The organism is Halomonas sp. M4R1S46 (genome assembly GCF_025725685.1).
Lineage (GTDB): Bacteria > Pseudomonadota > Gammaproteobacteria > Pseudomonadales > Halomonadaceae > Halomonas.
This window is the reverse complement of the sequence record NZ_CP107008.1, coordinates 902045-918015: the sequence shown is the minus strand read 5'-3', so window position 1 is coordinate 918015 and position 15971 is coordinate 902045. Positions and strand designations below refer to the sequence as shown.

The 15971-nt window shown below is 67.5% G+C and carries 17 protein-coding genes; 4 read left to right on the top strand and 13 right to left on the bottom strand.

Features of this window, described 5'->3' with window-relative positions; genetic code table 11:
* Window positions 1–64: 64 nt before the first annotated feature.
* Window positions 65–1114, bottom strand: a complete 1050-nt coding sequence (locus OCT48_RS04360; protein WP_263591507.1) for an ABC transporter substrate-binding protein — start codon at window positions 1112–1114, stop codon at window positions 65–67.
* A gap of 47 nt (window positions 1115–1161) precedes the next feature.
* Window positions 1162–2079, bottom strand: coding sequence for a 5-dehydro-4-deoxyglucarate dehydratase (kdgD, locus tag OCT48_RS04355; RefSeq protein ID WP_263591506.1), 918 nt, complete (start codon window positions 2077–2079; stop codon window positions 1162–1164).
* A gap of 229 nt (window positions 2080–2308) precedes the next feature.
* On the opposite strand from kdgD, the gene OCT48_RS04350 reads away from it, so the two are divergent.
* Window positions 2309–3271 (top strand): AEC family transporter, encoded by a 963-nt coding sequence (locus tag OCT48_RS04350; protein WP_263591505.1) that lies wholly within the window; start codon window positions 2309–2311, stop codon window positions 3269–3271.
* A gap of 68 nt (window positions 3272–3339) precedes the next feature.
* Here the strand turns inward: OCT48_RS04350 and OCT48_RS04345 are convergent, their stop codons facing one another.
* The 5 genes from OCT48_RS04345 to OCT48_RS04325 all read right to left on the bottom strand — a co-directional run bounded on the left by OCT48_RS04345 (window position 3340) and on the right by OCT48_RS04325 (window position 8354).
* Complete coding sequence (locus OCT48_RS04345; protein WP_263591504.1) at window positions 3340–3660, bottom strand: antibiotic biosynthesis monooxygenase family protein; 321 nt, start codon at window positions 3658–3660, stop codon at window positions 3340–3342.
* A gap of 13 nt (window positions 3661–3673) precedes the next feature.
* Window positions 3674–4156 carry a phosphohistidine phosphatase SixA gene (gene sixA, locus OCT48_RS04340; protein WP_263591503.1) on the bottom strand — a complete coding sequence of 161 codons (483 nt, stop codon included), beginning with the start codon at window positions 4154–4156 and terminating at the stop codon, window positions 3674–3676.
* Window positions 4149–5216, bottom strand: coding sequence for an NAD(P)H-dependent glycerol-3-phosphate dehydrogenase (locus OCT48_RS04335; RefSeq protein WP_263591502.1), 1068 nt, complete (start codon window positions 5214–5216; stop codon window positions 4149–4151). Before OCT48_RS04335 ends, sixA begins: the two co-directional genes overlap by 8 nt.
* 106 nt (window positions 5217–5322) lie before the next feature.
* Entirely contained in the window at window positions 5323–6765 is a 1443-nt protein-coding gene (locus tag OCT48_RS04330) for an NAD(P)(+) transhydrogenase (Re/Si-specific) subunit beta (RefSeq protein WP_263591501.1), read from the bottom strand.
* A 17-nt stretch (window positions 6766–6782) separates the two neighbouring features.
* Complete coding sequence (locus OCT48_RS04325; RefSeq protein ID WP_263591500.1) at window positions 6783–8354, bottom strand: Re/Si-specific NAD(P)(+) transhydrogenase subunit alpha; 1572 nt, start codon at window positions 8352–8354, stop codon at window positions 6783–6785.
* An 84-nt stretch (window positions 8355–8438) separates the two neighbouring features.
* Between OCT48_RS04325 and OCT48_RS04320 the strand changes: the two genes are divergently transcribed.
* Window positions 8439–8666, top strand: coding sequence for a hypothetical protein (locus OCT48_RS04320; RefSeq protein WP_263591499.1), 228 nt, complete (start codon window positions 8439–8441; stop codon window positions 8664–8666).
* A 78-nt stretch (window positions 8667–8744) separates the two neighbouring features.
* Here the strand turns inward: OCT48_RS04320 and htpG are convergent, their stop codons facing one another.
* The 3 genes from htpG to OCT48_RS04305 all read right to left on the bottom strand — a co-directional run bounded on the left by htpG (window position 8745) and on the right by OCT48_RS04305 (window position 11253).
* Entirely contained in the window at window positions 8745–10649 is a 1905-nt protein-coding gene (gene htpG, locus OCT48_RS04315) for a molecular chaperone HtpG (RefSeq protein WP_263591498.1), read from the bottom strand.
* 86 nt (window positions 10650–10735) lie between these two features.
* Window positions 10736–10903, bottom strand: coding sequence for a hypothetical protein (locus OCT48_RS04310; RefSeq protein ID WP_263592575.1), 168 nt, complete (start codon window positions 10901–10903; stop codon window positions 10736–10738).
* A 17-nt stretch (window positions 10904–10920) separates the two neighbouring features.
* Window positions 10921–11253: a YkvA family protein gene (locus OCT48_RS04305; RefSeq protein WP_263591497.1), complete on the bottom strand. Its 333-nt coding sequence runs from the start codon at window positions 11251–11253 to the stop codon at window positions 10921–10923.
* A 153-nt stretch (window positions 11254–11406) separates the two neighbouring features.
* On the opposite strand from OCT48_RS04305, the gene OCT48_RS04300 reads away from it, so the two are divergent.
* Window positions 11407–13356 carry a transglycosylase SLT domain-containing protein gene (locus OCT48_RS04300; protein ID WP_263591496.1) on the top strand — a complete coding sequence of 650 codons (1950 nt, stop codon included), beginning with the start codon at window positions 11407–11409 and terminating at the stop codon, window positions 13354–13356.
* A 168-nt stretch (window positions 13357–13524) separates the two neighbouring features.
* On the opposite strand, the gene OCT48_RS04295 is transcribed toward OCT48_RS04300, so the two are convergent.
* Both OCT48_RS04295 and OCT48_RS04290 read right to left on the bottom strand, forming a co-directional pair.
* Window positions 13525–14169: a LysE family translocator gene (locus OCT48_RS04295; RefSeq protein WP_263591495.1), complete on the bottom strand. Its 645-nt coding sequence runs from the start codon at window positions 14167–14169 to the stop codon at window positions 13525–13527.
* A gap of 11 nt (window positions 14170–14180) precedes the next feature.
* Entirely contained in the window at window positions 14181–14606 is a 426-nt protein-coding gene (locus OCT48_RS04290) for an NINE protein (protein WP_263591494.1), read from the bottom strand.
* A 305-nt stretch (window positions 14607–14911) separates the two neighbouring features.
* Between OCT48_RS04290 and OCT48_RS04285 the strand changes: the two genes are divergently transcribed.
* Window positions 14912–15118, top strand: a complete 207-nt coding sequence (locus OCT48_RS04285) for a cold-shock protein (RefSeq protein WP_126483679.1) — start codon at window positions 14912–14914, stop codon at window positions 15116–15118.
* Between the two features lie 92 nt (window positions 15119–15210).
* Here the strand turns inward: OCT48_RS04285 and OCT48_RS04280 are convergent, their stop codons facing one another.
* Complete coding sequence (locus OCT48_RS04280) at window positions 15211–15954, bottom strand: hypothetical protein (protein WP_263591493.1); 744 nt, start codon at window positions 15952–15954, stop codon at window positions 15211–15213.
* Window positions 15955–15971 lie beyond the last annotated feature (17 nt).

Below are 15971 nucleotides of genomic sequence, written 5' to 3'. Positions count from 1 at the left end.
GACGTTATAGGGGTTGAACAACGGCGGATAACGCCGGCGGGAGTTTCCCGCCGGCGACCACCTCTTACTGGATATTCTCGATGATGTCCTCGTAGACAGACATCTTGTTCTCCAGGTACTCCGCCGCTTCGTCGGACGGCTTGAAGTTGGGGATGAAGAAGGAGTTCTTCTGAACCTCCTGGATCTCGCCCTCGGCATAGATCTCGGTCAGCGCTGCGTCGATCTGGTCAACGATCGCCGGATCCATGTCCTTGTTGTAGAGGAAGAAGAATTCCTTATCGAAGGTGAAGTTCTCGTCGCCCATGGTGACGGTCACCTTGGGCTCCACATACTCCAGCAGCTGCTCGCGGGAGGTCTGGCCCAGCCCCTCTTCCGGCGCCTGCGCGATGGTGCTCTGGCGGGCGGTCAGCCACACGAAGCGCATGGCCTTCTGGTCGTCCTCCGGCAGGCGGGTATACTGCTCGTTGGCCTGCACGGTGCCGTTGATCAGGTCCGCCTGGTCATCGAAGAGCTGCTGGTTCTTGTCCGCCTGGGAGCCGGTGTTGACGGCCACCAGGTTGTCTTCCATTCCCGGGTGTTCGATGGCGACGGCATTCTTCAGGGCACTGAAGCCGATCTCGGAGACACCGCCCGGCTGGATCGCCACGCGCACCTCTTCACCTTCACCCACCGCCGCGATGATCTGATCGAGGTTCTCGTAGGGAGAGTCCTTGGGCACCAGATAGGCGTTGCCGGGGTTGATGGCGACGGTCGGGCCGATGGTGTACTTGTCGAAGATATTGTCATACCCCTCGACGCCGTACAGGTAGCCGAGGTAGGACTGATCGTGGAAGATCATCAGGGTATTGCCGCGCGGATCGCGATCCAGGAAACGGAAAGCCGAGCTGGCGCCAACGGCATCCACCTTCATGTTGAGGTCGAGCTTTTCGGCCAGGGCGTCGACGACGATGCTGGAGTTCTGGTAGGTATCTCCCCCGGTGGACGTCGAGCCGATCACCACGCGCACGTTGCCGCGCAGGGGGCCGTCTGCGGCCATGGCGGCGGCGCTGCCGAAGGCCATGCCGGCCATCAGGACGGAGGCTCCAAGGGTCTTGGGAACGTTGGGCATGCTCATGGGTTCACCTCTTCGCTGTCGTTGTTGAGGATGGGTGAAGGACAGGCTTAGAAGCCTTGGGCGGTTCCGACCAGGGCTTCCAGTCGAGCCCGCTCATCGGCACTGGGCATCTCGAGCGGCGCGCGAACGCTGCCGGCGGGACGTCCAATGATCTCGGTACCGGTCTTGATCAGGCTGACCGCATAGCCGGCCTTGTTGTCGCGCAGCTCGACGAAGGGCAGGAAGAACTCGCGGGTGATGCGGCGCACGGTGTCGGTATCGCCACCACGCAGGGCCTTGTAGAAGGTCACCGCCATGTCCGGCACGAAGTTGAACACCGCGCTGGAGTAGGTGTTCACCCCCATCGCGAGATAGGCCTCGGCGATGATCTCGGCGGTGGGCACGCCGCCCACATAGGCCAGGCGGTCGCCGACGGTCTTGATGATCCGGTTCAGGGCCTGCATGTCGCCCTTGCCGTCCTTGAGACCGATCAGGTTGGGACAGGCATCGGCCAGGCGCTGCACCGCCGCCGGCTGCAGGATGCCATTGCCACGGTTGTAGTAGATGACGCTGATGGAAGTGGAATCGCAGATCCGGCGCGCATACTCCACCAGGCCGTCCTGGGGACACTCGGTCAGATAGGGCGGCATCAGCAGGATGCCATCGGCCCCCTCCTCCTCGGCGATACGCGCGAAGGCACTGCCGGCGGCCACGCTGAGGCCCGCGCTGGCGATCACCGGCAGCTTGCCGTCGACGGTCTTGACCGCCAGCCGCACGATCTCGCGGAACTCGTCCTGGGAGAGGTTGAAGAACTCCCCGGTCCCCCCGGCGACGAACACCGCCGAGATCTCGTGGCTGATGAACCACTCCAGCCGCTGGCGATAGCTCTCGGCATCGAAGCGCCCCTGAGCGTCGAAATCGGTCACCGGGAAGGACAGCAGCCCGTCACTGATCGCCTTCTTGACATCGTCGCGTGTAAAGCTCACCTGATCGTCCTCTTGTTCGTCTAGGGCAACGCGAGGAGCTTACGGCCCCTCATGTCATACATCATACAAATGACAACCTAGCCGCTCATCACCAGACTGACAAGAGTCGCTATGGTAGATTCAGACTAAAGTTGCACTGCCCCGAGGCAATGCCATCACCGGACCCGCCGAATGCCGTTCGGCCCGCCGGCGTCATGGCGATGTCCGGCCGGCCTCTCAGGACGCACTCATGTCATTGATCGACATCTTCCTCTCGACGCTGAACATCACCCTGCCGGTATTCGCCATGGTCTTCATCGGCATCGGCCTTAAGCGCCTGCGCTGGATCGACCAGGCCTTCGTCAACACGGCATCGAAGCTGGTCTTTCGCGCCACCCTGCCGACCATGCTGTTCTTCGCCCTGGCCGACGCCGACCTGGAATCGACCCTCGATCCCTGGATGCTGGGCTTCTTCGCCCTGGCGACCCTGGCGAGCTTCGCCGCGGCCTGGGGCTGGGCCATCCTGCGCGTGCGACGCCCGCTGCGCGGTGTCTATGTCCAGGGCGCGTTTCGCGGTAATTGCGGCATCGTGGGCCTGGCCCTGGCCGCCGGCATGTATGGCGATGCGGGATTGTCGCTGGGTGGCCTGCTGCTCGGTGTGGTGATCCTGAGCTACAACGTGCTCTCGGTGATCATACTGGCGGCCTACCAGCCCCGCGATGATGGTGCGTCGAAGGGCATCGACTGGCGCAGTATCTTCCGGCACATCCTGACCAACCCGCTGATCCTGGCGGTGGTCGTGGCCACGCCCTTCGCCGTGTATGAAGTGTCACTGCCGCCCTGGCTCACCACCACCGGCGACTACTTCGCCTCGCTCACCCTGCCCCTGGCGCTGCTCTGCATCGGCGCCACCCTCTCCACGCGCGCCCTCAAGCAGGGCTATCGCACTGCCCTGAGCGCCAGTCTGGCCAAGATGGTGGTCGTGCCCTCGCTAGCGACGCTGCTGGCCCTGGCGGCGGGCTTCACGGGGCCGGTACTGGGCGTGATGTTCCTGTTCTTCGCCAGCCCCACGGCGGCGGCGGCCTTCGTCATGGCCAAGGCCATGGGCGGCGACGAGACCCTCACCGCCAACATCATCGCCCTGACCACGCTGATGGCCAGCATCACCGTGACCCTGGGGGTCTTCGTGCTGCGCGTCGCGGGGCTGATGTAGGCCATAGCCGACAGCAGCGCCCCAAGGGGCGCTGCACATAAGCGGTCGTGACATTTTGTCGGGAAGACCTAGCGCGGCGCCCCGGCGACGGTCCCCTCGACCACCTCGAACTGCTCGAGCCCGCCGCCCTCGGCGGTGGCCTCCGCCGGCAGCGGATTGGCGTGGGCACGCTTGAAGTCGTCGCTGCCCACCCAGGCGCGGAAGGCGCCCTGGCTTTCCCATTCCGTCTCCACCACGTAGGGCGCCTGGTTGCCCTGGGGCCGCAGCACCCGCATGGCGACGAAGCCGGGCTGCTTGTCGATCTCCCCGGCGCGCGCCCGGAAGCGAGCCTCGAACTCGTCCTCATAGCCCGGGTTCACATGGATGCGGTTATTGACGATGTAGCTCACGGCGATTCCTCGATCAGGTGATATCGGCGGGGGTGGTGACGCGGATCAGCCGGGCGCAGCCGGCGGCCCGCACCTCGGCGGCAAGCTCGGCGATGGCGGCGGTGGGAAAGCCGAGGCCGCGGTCGGCCCGTCCATCCACCAGCAGCCCGGTCAGCGCGCCCACCAGCGGCATATGGCTGACCAGCAGCAGCGGCCGGTCGTCCGCCTGGCCGAGCAGCCAGTCGACGACCGCCTGGGGCGGATCGTCCGGGGTGATCAGCGGCAGCGTCTCCACCGTGACGCCCAGGGCCTCGGCCACCCACTCGGCGGTCTGGCGCGCCCGCCGATAGGGACTCGAGAGCAGGCGCAGCCGGCTCAGGTCCAGGTCATGACGGGCCGCCAGCCAGGCGCCCATGCGGGCTGCCTCGCGCTCGCCGCGCTCGGTGAGCCGGCGATCCGGGTCGGGGCTGCCGGCTCCGGCCTCTCCGTGGCGCATGATCAGCAGTGGCTCAGCCATCGGGGCCTCCCGTTTCCCGGTGATCCTGCTGGACGTCCTCCCGGGAGAGCACGAACTCCACGTCGCTGCTCTGCTCGCCCTGCATCAGCAGTCGCGCCATCTGGCGGGCCGGCACGCCCTCGAAGAGGACCTGGTAGAGCCCCTCGGCAAGCGGCATGTAGACGCCCTCCTGGCGCGCCTTGTCGCGCACCAGGCGCACGGTGTTGACGCCCTCGGCCACCTGGCCCAGCGCCTCGACGGCCTCGTCCAGGGTACGACCCTCACCCAGGGCGAAGCCGACCCGGTAGTTGCGCGAGAGCTGCGAGGAACAGGTAACGATCAGGTCTCCCACTCCCGCCAGGCCGAGGAAGGTCATGGGATTGGCGCCCTGGGAGACGGCGAAGCGGCTCATCTCGGCGAGCGCCCGGGTCATCAGCATGCTGCGGGTGTTCTCGCCCATGCCTAGCGACGCAGCCATGCCGGCGGCGATGGCATAGAGGTTCTTCAGCGCGCCGCCCAGCTCGACGCCGTAGCGGTCGTTGCTGGCATAGACCCGGAAGTAGTCGCAGCCCAGCGCGGTCTGCACTCGGGTACGGGTCAGCGGATCGTGGCTGGCGATCACGGTGGCGGTGAGCTGACGCTCGGCGACCTCAGAGGCCAGATTGGGCCCGGACAGCACGCCAATGTGGGGAAAGCCGGTCTCCTCCTCGAGGATCTGGCTCATCAGCTTGAAGCCCTCCTCCTGGATGCCCTTGGTGGTGCTGACCAGGATCTGCTCGGCGTCGAGCCAGGGGCGTGCCTGGCGCACCACCTCGCGGAACGCCGCGGAGGGGATCGCCACCAGCACCAGGCCCGCGCCCGGGAGCACCTCGCCGAGGTCCGTGGAGGCCTCGACGGCGGGGTTGATGGCGTAGGTCGGCAGGTAACGGCCGTTGCGGTGTTCGCGGTTGATCTGCGCCGCCAGCGCGGGGTCGCGCAGCCACTGGCGTACTGCGAAGCCGTTGTCGGCGGCGATGCTGGCAAGCGCGGTGCCGAAGCTGCCGCCGCCGAGCACCGCCACCCTGTTGCGATCATCGGACATGGTCGCCCCGGAAAGTGGAATGGTTCGTGGAGTGTAACGAAAAACGCCCCGATTCGGGGCGTTGGGTGTGGCGGGATCCGGGCCGGCGGGGCCGGCCCGGTAGCGCTCAGTCGATCATCGGCACCAGGGCATCGATGCTGTTGCGGGCATCACCGTAAAGCATCCGGGTGTTCTCCTTGAAGAACAGCGGGTTCTCGATACCCGAGTAGCCGGTGCCCTGGCCGCGCTTGCAGACGAACACCTGCTTGGCTTCCCAGACCTTCAGCACCGGCATGCCGGCGATCGGGCTGTTGGGATCTTCCTGGGCGGCCGGGTTGACGATGTCGTTGGAGCCGATGACGATCACCACGTCGGTGTCGGCGAAGTCGTCGTTGATCTCGTCCATCTCCAGCACGATGTCGTAGGGCACCCTGGCCTCGGCGAGCAGCACGTTCATGTGGCCCGGCAGGCGGCCGGCCACCGGGTGGATGCCGAAGCGCACGTTCTTGCCGGCGCTGCGCAGCTTGCGGGTCAGCTCGCTGACCGCGTTCTGGGCCTGGGCCACCGCCATGCCGTAGCCCGGCACGATGATCACGCTGTCGGCGTCGTTGAGCGCGCTGGCCACCCCATTGGTGTCGATGGCCACCTGCTCGCCCTCGATCTCCGCGGCCGGGCCCTGGCTGCCGCCGAAGCCCCCCAGGATCACGTTGACGAAGTTGCGGTTCATCGCCTTGCACATGATGTAGGAGAGGATGGCACCGGAGGAGCCCACCAGGGCGCCGGTGACGATCAGCAGGTCATTGGACAGGGTGAAGCCGATGGCCGCCGCCGCCCAGCCGGAGTAGCTGTTGAGCATCGACACCACCACCGGCATGTCGGCGCCGCCGATGCCCATGATCAGGTGATAGCCGATGAAGAACGCCAGGGCCGCCAGCAGCAACAGGGTCCAGAAGCCGGCGCCGTTGAGGTAGAGCATCGCCAGCACCACGGACAGGCCTGCGGCGGCGGCGTTGAGCAGATGGCCGCCGGGCAGCTGACGGGGCTTGCCGTCCACCTTGCCGGCGAGCTTGCCGAAGGCGATCACCGAGCCGGTGAAGGTCACCGCGCCGATGAACACGCCCAGCACCACCTCGATCTGCAGGAAGGTCAGCTCGGCCGGGGTCTTGTGCGCCACCAGGGCGGCGAAGGCGGAGAAGCCCTCGGCGCCCTGCTCGGCGAGCTGGCTGGCCAGCACCCGGCGACGCTCGAGGTCGGCGTTGAAGCCGACGAACACCGCCGCCAGGCCGACGAAGCTGTGCAGCGCCGCCACCAGCTGCGGCATCTCGGTCATCTCGACCTTCTTGGCCACGTAGACGCCGATGATCGCGCCGATGATCATCATCGGCAGCATCCACCAGTAGCCGCCGATGCCCGGCCCCAAGGCGGTGAAGAAGACGGCCACGGCCATGCCGATGATGCCGTACCACACCGCCCGCTTGGCCTTCTCCTGGTTGCTCAGCCCCCCCAGTGAGAGGATGAACAGTACACTCGCCGCGATCGAGGCGGCAGATACGAATCCTTGACTCAACATCTCTTGGTCTCCGCCGCTCAGGATTTCTGGAACATGGCGAGCATCCGGCGTGTCACCTGGAAGCCGCCCACGATATTGATGGTGGCGATCAGCACCGAGATCGCCGACAGCAGCCCCACCAGGAGGCTGCCCGAACCGATCTGCAGCACCGCCCCCAGCACGATGATCCCGGAGATGGCGTTGGTCACCGCCATCAGCGGGGTATGCAGCGAGTGGCTGACGCCCCAGATCACCTGGAAGCCGACGAAGCAGGCCAGGGCGAAGACGATGAAGTGCTGCATGAAGGAGGCCGGCGCCACCTGGCCGAGCAGCAGCATCAGGGCGCCGCCCACGCCGAGCAGGGTGGCCTGACGCTTGGTCTGGGCCAGGAAGGCGGCATGCTCGGCGGCCTTCTTCTCCTCCGGCGTGGGCTCCTTCTCCTTGGGCTTGGGCTTGGCCGCGGCGATGGCCTGCACCTTGGGCGGCGGCGGCGGGAAGGTGATCTCGCCCTCGTGGGTCACCGTGGCGCCGCGGATGACGTCGTCATCCATGTCGTAGTCGAGGACACCATCCTTCTCGGGCGTCAGGTCGGTCAGCATGTGCCGGATGTTGGTGGCATACAGCAGCGAGGCCTGGGTCGCCATGCGCGACGGGAAGTCGGTGTAGCCGACCACGATCACGCCGTTGTCGGTGACGATGCGCTGGTCCGGCACCGTCAGGTCGCAGTTGCCGCCCTTCTCGGCGGCCAGGTCGACGATCACCGAGCCCGGCTTCATGGCCTTGACCATGTCCTCGAGCCACAGCTTGGGCGCCGGCCGACCGGGGATCAACGCCGTGGTGATGACGATGTCGATGTCCGGGGCCTGCTCGCGGAACAGCGCCAGTTGCTTCTCGCGGAACTCGGGGCTCGACGGCGCCGCATAGCCGCCGCTCCCGGAGCCGTCCTGGCTGTCCTCGAAGTCGAGGAACAGGAACTCGGCGCCCATGGACTCGATCTGCTCGGCCACCTCGGGGCGCACGTCGAAGGCCCGCACCACGGCGCCGAGGCTGGCCGCGGTGCCGATGGCGGAGAGACCCGCCACGCCGGCGCCGACGATCAGCACCTTGGCCGGCGGCACCTTGCCGGCGGCGGTGACCTGGCCGGTGAAGAAGCGCCCGAACTGGTTGCCGGCCTCGATGACCGCCCGGTAGCCGGCGATGTTGGCGGTGGAGGACAGGGCATCCATCTTCTGGGCCCGCGAGATCCGCGGCACCATGTCCATGGCGATGACGCTGGCGCCCTTGTCGCGGCACTGCTCGAGCAGCGCCTCGTTCTGGGCCGGCCAGAAGAAGGAAATCAGGGTCTGTCCCTTGCGCAGGTAGCCGGCCTCCTCCTCGGAGGGCTCGCGGACCTTGATGACGACGTCGGCCGCCTCCCAGAGGGCCTCGGTACCGTCGATGACGGTAACGTCGGCCTCCCGGTAGGCGGCGTCGTCGAAGCCCGCGGCCTCACCGGCCCCGGCCTCGACCAGGCATTCGTGTCCCAGCTTCCGGATCTGCTGCGCGCTCTCCGGGGTCAACGCGACACGCGCCTCCCCGGATGCACGCTCCTTGGGTGCACCAATCTTCACGATGGATCTCCCGCTATAGTATTTAGATTTTGCATAAACCAGGCCGGACAGTGATACCTGAGATGCTAAGGATTCTCAAGCCATATGACGGTGGTGATAGCGTCCGGTGACGGCGTCGTTATCGTCTTGAAAAACAACGCCCAGGTTGACGTAGACGTCAAGGGGAACGATCGGGCACAGCCGGAATTCGCCACTCCCGGAGCCCTCTCCGAGGCAGGTGGCCTGGCCAACGGGGGACTGCAGGGCGATGCGCTGGAATACCGGGTCTCGCGCTGCGAGACCCGGTATCATGGCGACTGGAACGCACCCTGAACGCGCGCCGGCCGCCCCTGGGGGCGGCCGGCGGCTGGCGGGGGACGCCATCGGTGGATGGCGTCGTCGGCGGGGTCGTCAGGCGCTCAACAGGGCGTTGAGGCGCCGCACGTAGGCGGCCGGGTCGTCGAGATGCCCACCTTCGGCGATGATCGCCTGGTCGAGCAGGATCCGCGCCAGGTCACCGAAGCCGTCGCCCTCGACGCTCTCCAGGCGCGCCACCAGGGCGTGCTCGGGGTTGAGCTCGAGGATCGGCTTGACCTCCGGCAGCGGCTGGCCGGCGGCCTCCATGATGCGGCGCATCTGGTAGCCCATCTCGTGCTCGGGCAGCACCACGCAGGCCGGGGAATCGGTCAGGCGATGGGTCACCTTGACCTCCTGGACCTCGTCGCCGAGCGCTTCCTTGACGCGCTTGACCAGGTCCTGCTTGGCCTTGGCGGTCTCCTCCTGGGCCTGCTTCTCGTCCTCGTCCTCGATCTCGCCGAGGTCCAGGTCGCCCTTGGCCACGTCGACGAACGCCTTGCCCTCGAACTCGGTGAGGTGGCTCATCAGCCACTCGTCGATGCGGTCGTGGAGCAGCAGCACCTCGATGCCCTTCTTGCGGAAGATCTCCAGATGCGGGCTCGACTTGGCGGCGTTGAAGCCGTCGGCGACGATGTAGTAGATCTTCTCCTGGCCGTCCTTCATGCGCGAGACATAGTCGGCCAGCGACTGGTCCTGGGTGGCGCTGTCGGTGTGGGTACTGGAGAAGCGCAGCAGGCCGGCGACCTTCTCGCGGTTGGCGTAGTCCTCCGCCGGCCCCTCCTTGAGCACGCTGCCGAAGGTGTTCCAGAAGGTCTGGTAGGCCTCGCCGTCCTTGGCCAGCTTCTTGAGCATGTCCAGGGAGCGCTTGGTCAACGCCGACTTGATCTTCTCGACCTGCGGGTCCTGCTGCAGCAGCTCGCGGGAGACGTTCAGCGACAGGTCACGGGTGTCCAGCACGCCCTTGATGAAGCGCAGGTAGAGCGGCAGGAACTGCTCGGCGTCGTCCATGATGAAGACGCGCTGCACGTAGAGCTTCACGCCCCGGGCGCCGTCGCGCTCGTAGAGGTCGAAGGGGGCGCGGCCCGGCACGTAGAGCAGGCTGGTGTACTCGAGCTTGCCCTCGACCTTGTTGTGGCTCCAGGTCAGCGGGTCCGAGAAGTCGTGGGCCACGTGCTTGTAGAAGGCCTTGTACTCGTCGTCGGTGAGCTCGCTCTTGGGGCGCACCCACAGCGCGGTGGCCTCGTTGACGGTCTCCCAGGAGACGGTCTCGCTGCCCTCGATCTCGTTGCCGTCCTCGTCGCGGGCCTTCTCGACCTTCGGCATGCGCACCGGCACCTCGATGTGGTCGGAGTACTTGCGCACCAGGCTCTGCAGGCGGAAGTCGTCGGCGAACTCACGGGCATCCTCCTTGAGGTGCAGGACGATCTCGGTGCCGTGAGCCTCGCGGTCGAGGTCGGCCACGGTGAACTCGCCCTCGCCCCTGGAGTGCCATTCGACGCCCTCGCCCAGGTCGGCGCCCGCCTTGCGGGTGCGCACCGTGATGTCGTCGGCGACGATGAAGCCGGAATAGAAGCCGACGCCGAACTGGCCGATCAGCCGGGCATCCTTCTGCTGCTCGCCGGAGAGCTGCTTGAGGAACTCGGCGGTGCCGCTGCGGGCGATGGTGCCGAGGTTCTCGATCACCTCGTCGCGGCTCATGCCGATGCCGTTGTCGCGCACGGTGACGGTGCCGGCCTCGGCGTCGTGCTCGATCTCGATGCGCAGCTCGCTGTCACCCTCGTAGATGGCATCGTTGTCCAGGGCCTGGTAGCGCAGCTTGTCGCAGGCGTCCGCGGCATTGGAGATCAGCTCGCGCAGGAAGATCTCCCTGTTGGAATACAGGGAGTGGATCATCAGGTGGAGCAGTTGCTTGACCTCGGTCTGGAAGCCGAGGGTCTCTTCATGGGTGGCAGTGGTCATGTGTCTCGGACCCCTTGTCGACGAAACGGCGGTGGCGTTGCCACCGGTTAGTGGCTTTCGTCGATATGGGGACCGCCGCGGGATTTTCAAGCATCGCCCGCGACCGGATCGCCGAGCACGAAGTGCAGCCGCGCCGTGGCCACCGGCGCGGCCTCGTCGTCCTGCCAGGCCCACACCCGGACATTGGCCAGGCGCCGCCCCTCGCGCAGCAGCTCGCAGCGTGCCAGGGTCGGCACCACCCGGGCGGTGCGCAGGTAGTCGATGGACAGCCTCAGGGCAGTGCCGCGTCGTCGTCGCCCTCCTTCCAGACGCGATAGTCGGCCAGGCTCCGGTCGACGCGGGTCAGCAGCCAGCCGACCACCACCACGTCGTCCGCCAGGCCCAACAGCAGCAGGACATCGGGAATCAGGTCCAGCGGCGAGAGCAGATAGGCCAGGGCCGCGAGCATCCACAGCAGCGCCGACCAGGGCACCGGCCGGTAGCGGCCGCGGACCACGTCGGCCAGCATCGGGCCGAACAGGCGCAGGGCGCGGCGCATCTGTCCCAGCGCCCGGGAGCGGTGCTTGAGGCGCTGGAGCAGCGCCAGACCATTGAAACCAGCCATCTCGTTCTCCTTGCCGGCAACGGGGATTGCCGCTAAACGATAAGAGAGTCGTGGGGCGTCGGCCAGCGACGACACTACTCAAGCCTCCCGCCATGGGCGACCATGGTGGCCCTGTCCACCGGACCACGCCAGCACAACCCACGAGGCGACACGATGCCAAGGTTACCCCTTGTTCCCTGGAAGCCCCTGCTGACCGCCGCCCTGCTCTGCCTGCCAGCGGCCGTCCACGCCGAGCCCGGCGACAGCGCCATGCGCGATGCGCTCCAGGCGGCGCGCCAACACCGCTGGGCGGCCATCGACCGGGCCGCCATCGATGACCATGTCCTGGCCGGCTATGTCGACTACCACCGCCTCAAGGCGCGCCTGCCCGCCGCCGAGCCCGGCGAGGTGGAGGCCTTCCTCGAACGCCATGCCGACTCGCCGCTGGCCGGCTGGATGCGCGGCCAGGCCATCTCGGCCTATGGCGAGGCCGGCCGCTACCGGCGCCTGCTCGCCGTGGCCGACGGCGAGCCCTCGGGCACCGTACGCCAGTGCCATTACTATACCGCCCTGCTGGACGAGGCGCCCCAGGTGGCCGCCGAGGGCGGCCGCCGACTGTGGGCGGTCGGTCACTCCCAGCCGGATGCCTGCGACCCCCTCTTCGCCAGCCTGCGGGCAAGGGGCGAGATCGGCCCGGAGGACATCTGGGAGCGCCTGACCCTGGCCTGGCAGGATGGCGAGACGGGCATGGTGACCTACCTCGGGGGCCTGCTCGGCGATGGCTGGGACGGCGCCCGGGCCGCCCTGGATCGCCTGCAGGGCGACTTCTCGGCGATCACCCGGGTGCCCGCCTGCATCGGCCCCGAGTGCCGGGGCAGCGGGGCGCTGTTCGCCGCCACCATGCATGGCTTCACCCGCGCGGACACCGAAGCGGCCCTGGAGGCCTGGCGCAAGGTGGCGCCGAGCCTGACCATCGACGAGGCGTACCGCGAGGCCATCGAGCATGACCTGGCCTTCTATTCCCTGGTCCGCGATATCGACCAGAACCGCGGCTGGGTCGACGGCGTCCTGCCGCGGCTGGCCGACAGCGACCTGTTCGAGCTGCGCACCCGGGTGGCGCTGACCGACCGCGACTGGACGGGCGTGATCGACTGGATCGCACGGCTCCCCGAGGCGGCGCGCGGCGAGGCCCGCTGGCAGTACTGGCTGGCCCGCGCCCACGAGCAGCGCGGCGACGATGCCACCGCCCAGGCGGCCTATCGGCGGGCCGCCGGGGAGCGCGACTTCTACGGCTTCGCCGCCGCCGACCGGCTCGGCCAGCCGTATGCCCTCAACCTGGAGCGCAACCACTTCGACGAGGCCCAGCGCCGCGCCATCGCCGACTGGCCGCCGGTCAGGCGCACCGAGGCCCTGCTGCGGATTGGCGAGCCGGGGCTGGCCGCCAGCGAATGGTACACCGCGGCGGCTCGGGCCACCCCCGAGGAGGCTCGGGCCATGGCCGACTATGCCCAACGGCAAGGCTGGAACGCGCGTCTGGTGCAGACCACCATCGCCGCGAAGCTGTGGGATGCCCTGGAGTGGCGCTTCCCCGAGGCCTACCGCGACCACTTCCTGCGCTGGGGCGAGGTCACCGGGGTCGACCCCTACCTGCTGATGGGGATCGCCCGCCGCGAGAGCGCCTACAATCCCGAGGCGCTCTCCCCGGCCGGCGCCCGGGGCCTGATGCAACTGATGCCGGCCACCGCCGCCGCGGTCAGCCGGCGGCTGGGCCTCGACGACCCGGGGCCCTATGGCGTGCTGGAGCCGGCCGTGAATATCCGCCTGGGCAGCACCTATATCGGCGAGATGCTCGACCGCTACCGGGACAATCGCCTGGCCGCCACCGCCGCCTACAATGCCGGCCCGCATCGGGTCGACCGCTGGCTCAAGGAAGCCCCCGAGGCCTTCGACCTGTTCGTCGAGAGCATTCCCTTCCGCGAGACGCGCCACTACGTGCAGGCGGTGCTGACCTACCGGGTGATCTTCGCCAGCCTGGCTCAGGGCGGCGCGACCCAGGGGATCTCCCTGCTGACGCCGGCGGAGCAGAGCATGCGCTACGACGGCTCCTTGCTGGCCAGGAATTAAGCTGGAAGCTGGAAGCTGGAAGCTGGAAGCTGGAAGCTGGAAGCTGGAAGCTGGAAGCTGGAAGCTGGAAGCTGGAAAACAGCATGAAACCGCCACCACCTGGGTCAAGGGGGTTCTTCCAGCTTCAAGCTTGAGCCCGCGAAGCGGGCGATCTTCAAGCTACTGGCCTCAGGCCGGTGAGCGGGTCAGTGCCAGCTTGACGCCGAAGGCCACCAGGACGCCACCGGTCACCGCATTGAGCCAGCGGGAGAAGGCCGCGCTCGCCAGCCAGCGTCCGGCGCGTCCCACCAGCACCGCCACGGCGACCTGCCACAGGTTGGCGACCAGGAAGTGGATCCCGGCCAGCCACAGCGACTTGGCCAGCGCCGGGTCCCCCGGGGCGATGAACTGGGGCAGGAAGGCCATGTAGAAGACCCCCGTCTTGGGGTTGAGCACGTTGGACAACAGCCCCTCGCGCAGCGATCGCCAGGCGGGCCCCCGGGCGGCCTCGCCGACGAGCGCCGCCACCGGCAGGCCCCGGCCGCGCCGCGCCGCGCGCAGGGCGCCAACCCCCAGCCAGATCAGGTAGCCGGCACCGGCGAGCTTCAGCATCCCGAAGGCCCAGGCCGACTGCAGCAGGATCAGCGAGATGCCCAGTGCCGAGACGGCGGCATGCACGAACAGGCCGCTGCAGATCCCCAGGCTGGTCAGCACGCCGTCCCCCAGCCCGCCCCGGGCGGTATTGCGGATCACCAGCAGGGTATCCACGCCCGGCGTGATGCTGAGCAGGGTGATGGCCACCAGGAATGGCCAGAACTGGGCGTCGAGGAGCATGGCCGGGGCCCTCAGTCGTTGAAGATGCCGCGCCTGGTATGGCGCATGGAGATCTGGTCGTTGAGGGTCCAGAAGTCATAGAGCACCCCCAGGCCGAACAGCCCCAGGGTGCACAGGTAGACGAGGCCGGTGAACCACTTGCCGAGGTAGAAGCGGTGAATGCCGAAGACCCCGAGGAAGGTCAACAGCAGCCAGGCCAGGGTGTAATTGGTCGGCCCGGCCTGGAAGCGCAGATCCGCCTGGCGGTCCATGGCGGGAATCAGCAACAGGTCGATCAGCCAGCCGATCCCGAGCAGCCCCAGGGTGAAGAACCAGAGGGTACCGGTGACCGGCTTGCCGTAGTAGAAACGGTGGGCGCCGAGGAAGCCGAAGAGCCACAGCAGGTAGCCGACCACCTTGCTGTGGGTGTCCTGGGAAGCGATGCGGGTGTAGGTCATGTCGAGTCTCGTCTTATGCCGTTCCGGTCTCCCCGGGTCGCTGGACGACCGAGGGCTTTCGATCTACAGTGACCTTGCGGGCGGAAGCACCAGTCTCCCTGCGGCACTCGGTTGACGCAACCCTGGCGCTGATGCACTATCCGCTGCGTTGGTCAGCAAGCAGAAAGTCGTCAGTTGTACTTCGATTCCTTCGATACACCCGGTGCGCACTTCTTCCTTGTCTTGCCCACGCACTACGGGCTCGCGCTGCGGTCCCCGACCGGGCCGGCCCAGCACCATCATTTAGTTAGTTAAGGAAATCGACAATGGCAACTGGCACTGTCAAGTGGTTCAACGACACCAAGGGCTATGGCTTCATCTCTCCGGACGACGGCGGTGATGACCTGTTCGCTCACTTCTCCGAGATTCAGGCTGAAGGTTTCAAGTCCCTGCAGGACGGTCAGAAGGTCACCTTCGAGGTCACCCAGGGCAAGAAGGGCCTTCAGGCCTCCAACATCCGGGTCACCGACTGAGGTCGTGAGACCGCGTTGACGCCCGGCGCCGATCTCCAGCATCGGCACCAGGAAAGGCCCGCCATCGGCGGGCCTTTTTCATGGGCGGTCGCTCAGGGTGCCGACTCCCCGGTCGCCGCCTCCCCGTCGTAGGCGGTCCCGTCGTCGTCCTGCGTCGCGGGTTCCTCGACGCCGGTGGCCTCGCGGAGCTCGCTGGGCACCTCCTGCTCGGCCCGCTCGAACTGCTCGTCGATCTTCTTGCTGGCTTCCTCGAAGCGTCGCTCGGTCTCCTCGAGGATCTTCTGTACCTCGGGATCCGAGGACCCCTCCAGCTCGTCGAAGTCCGACATCTCGGCATCGTCCGACAGCGCCTCGTCGAGCTCGGAACCCTCGGCCGGCTCGGAGGCCGCCTCGGGTGCCTGGCGCTCGGCCTGCTCGAATTGCTCGTCGATCTTCTTGCTGGCTTCCTCGAAGCGCCGATCGGTCTCCTCCAGGATCTTATCGACATCTTCGCTGCTGGCCTCGCCGGGCAGCGCGGCCTCCTCGCTCAGGGTATCGCTGGCCGGCGCGTCGTCCAGGGTGGTCCCGTCGGCCGCACCCGCCGCGTCCCTCCCGGCCTCGTCCGCCGTCTCGCCCTCGGTTCCGGACGACGTGGCGCTTGCCGCCTCGCCCTCGGTTTCGTCCGCCGTGGCGCTTGCCGCCTCGCCGTCGCCCGGGTCGGCCTCGATGGGCTGGGCGGGGGCAGCCGGGCTCTCACTCGACGCCTCGGCGGGGGGGCTCTCGTCATCACCGTCGCCACAAGCGGCGAGGCCGACTGCCAATGCCAGGACAAGCGGCATCCAGGGTTTCATGGCCATCCTTTCTCTCCCTTGAG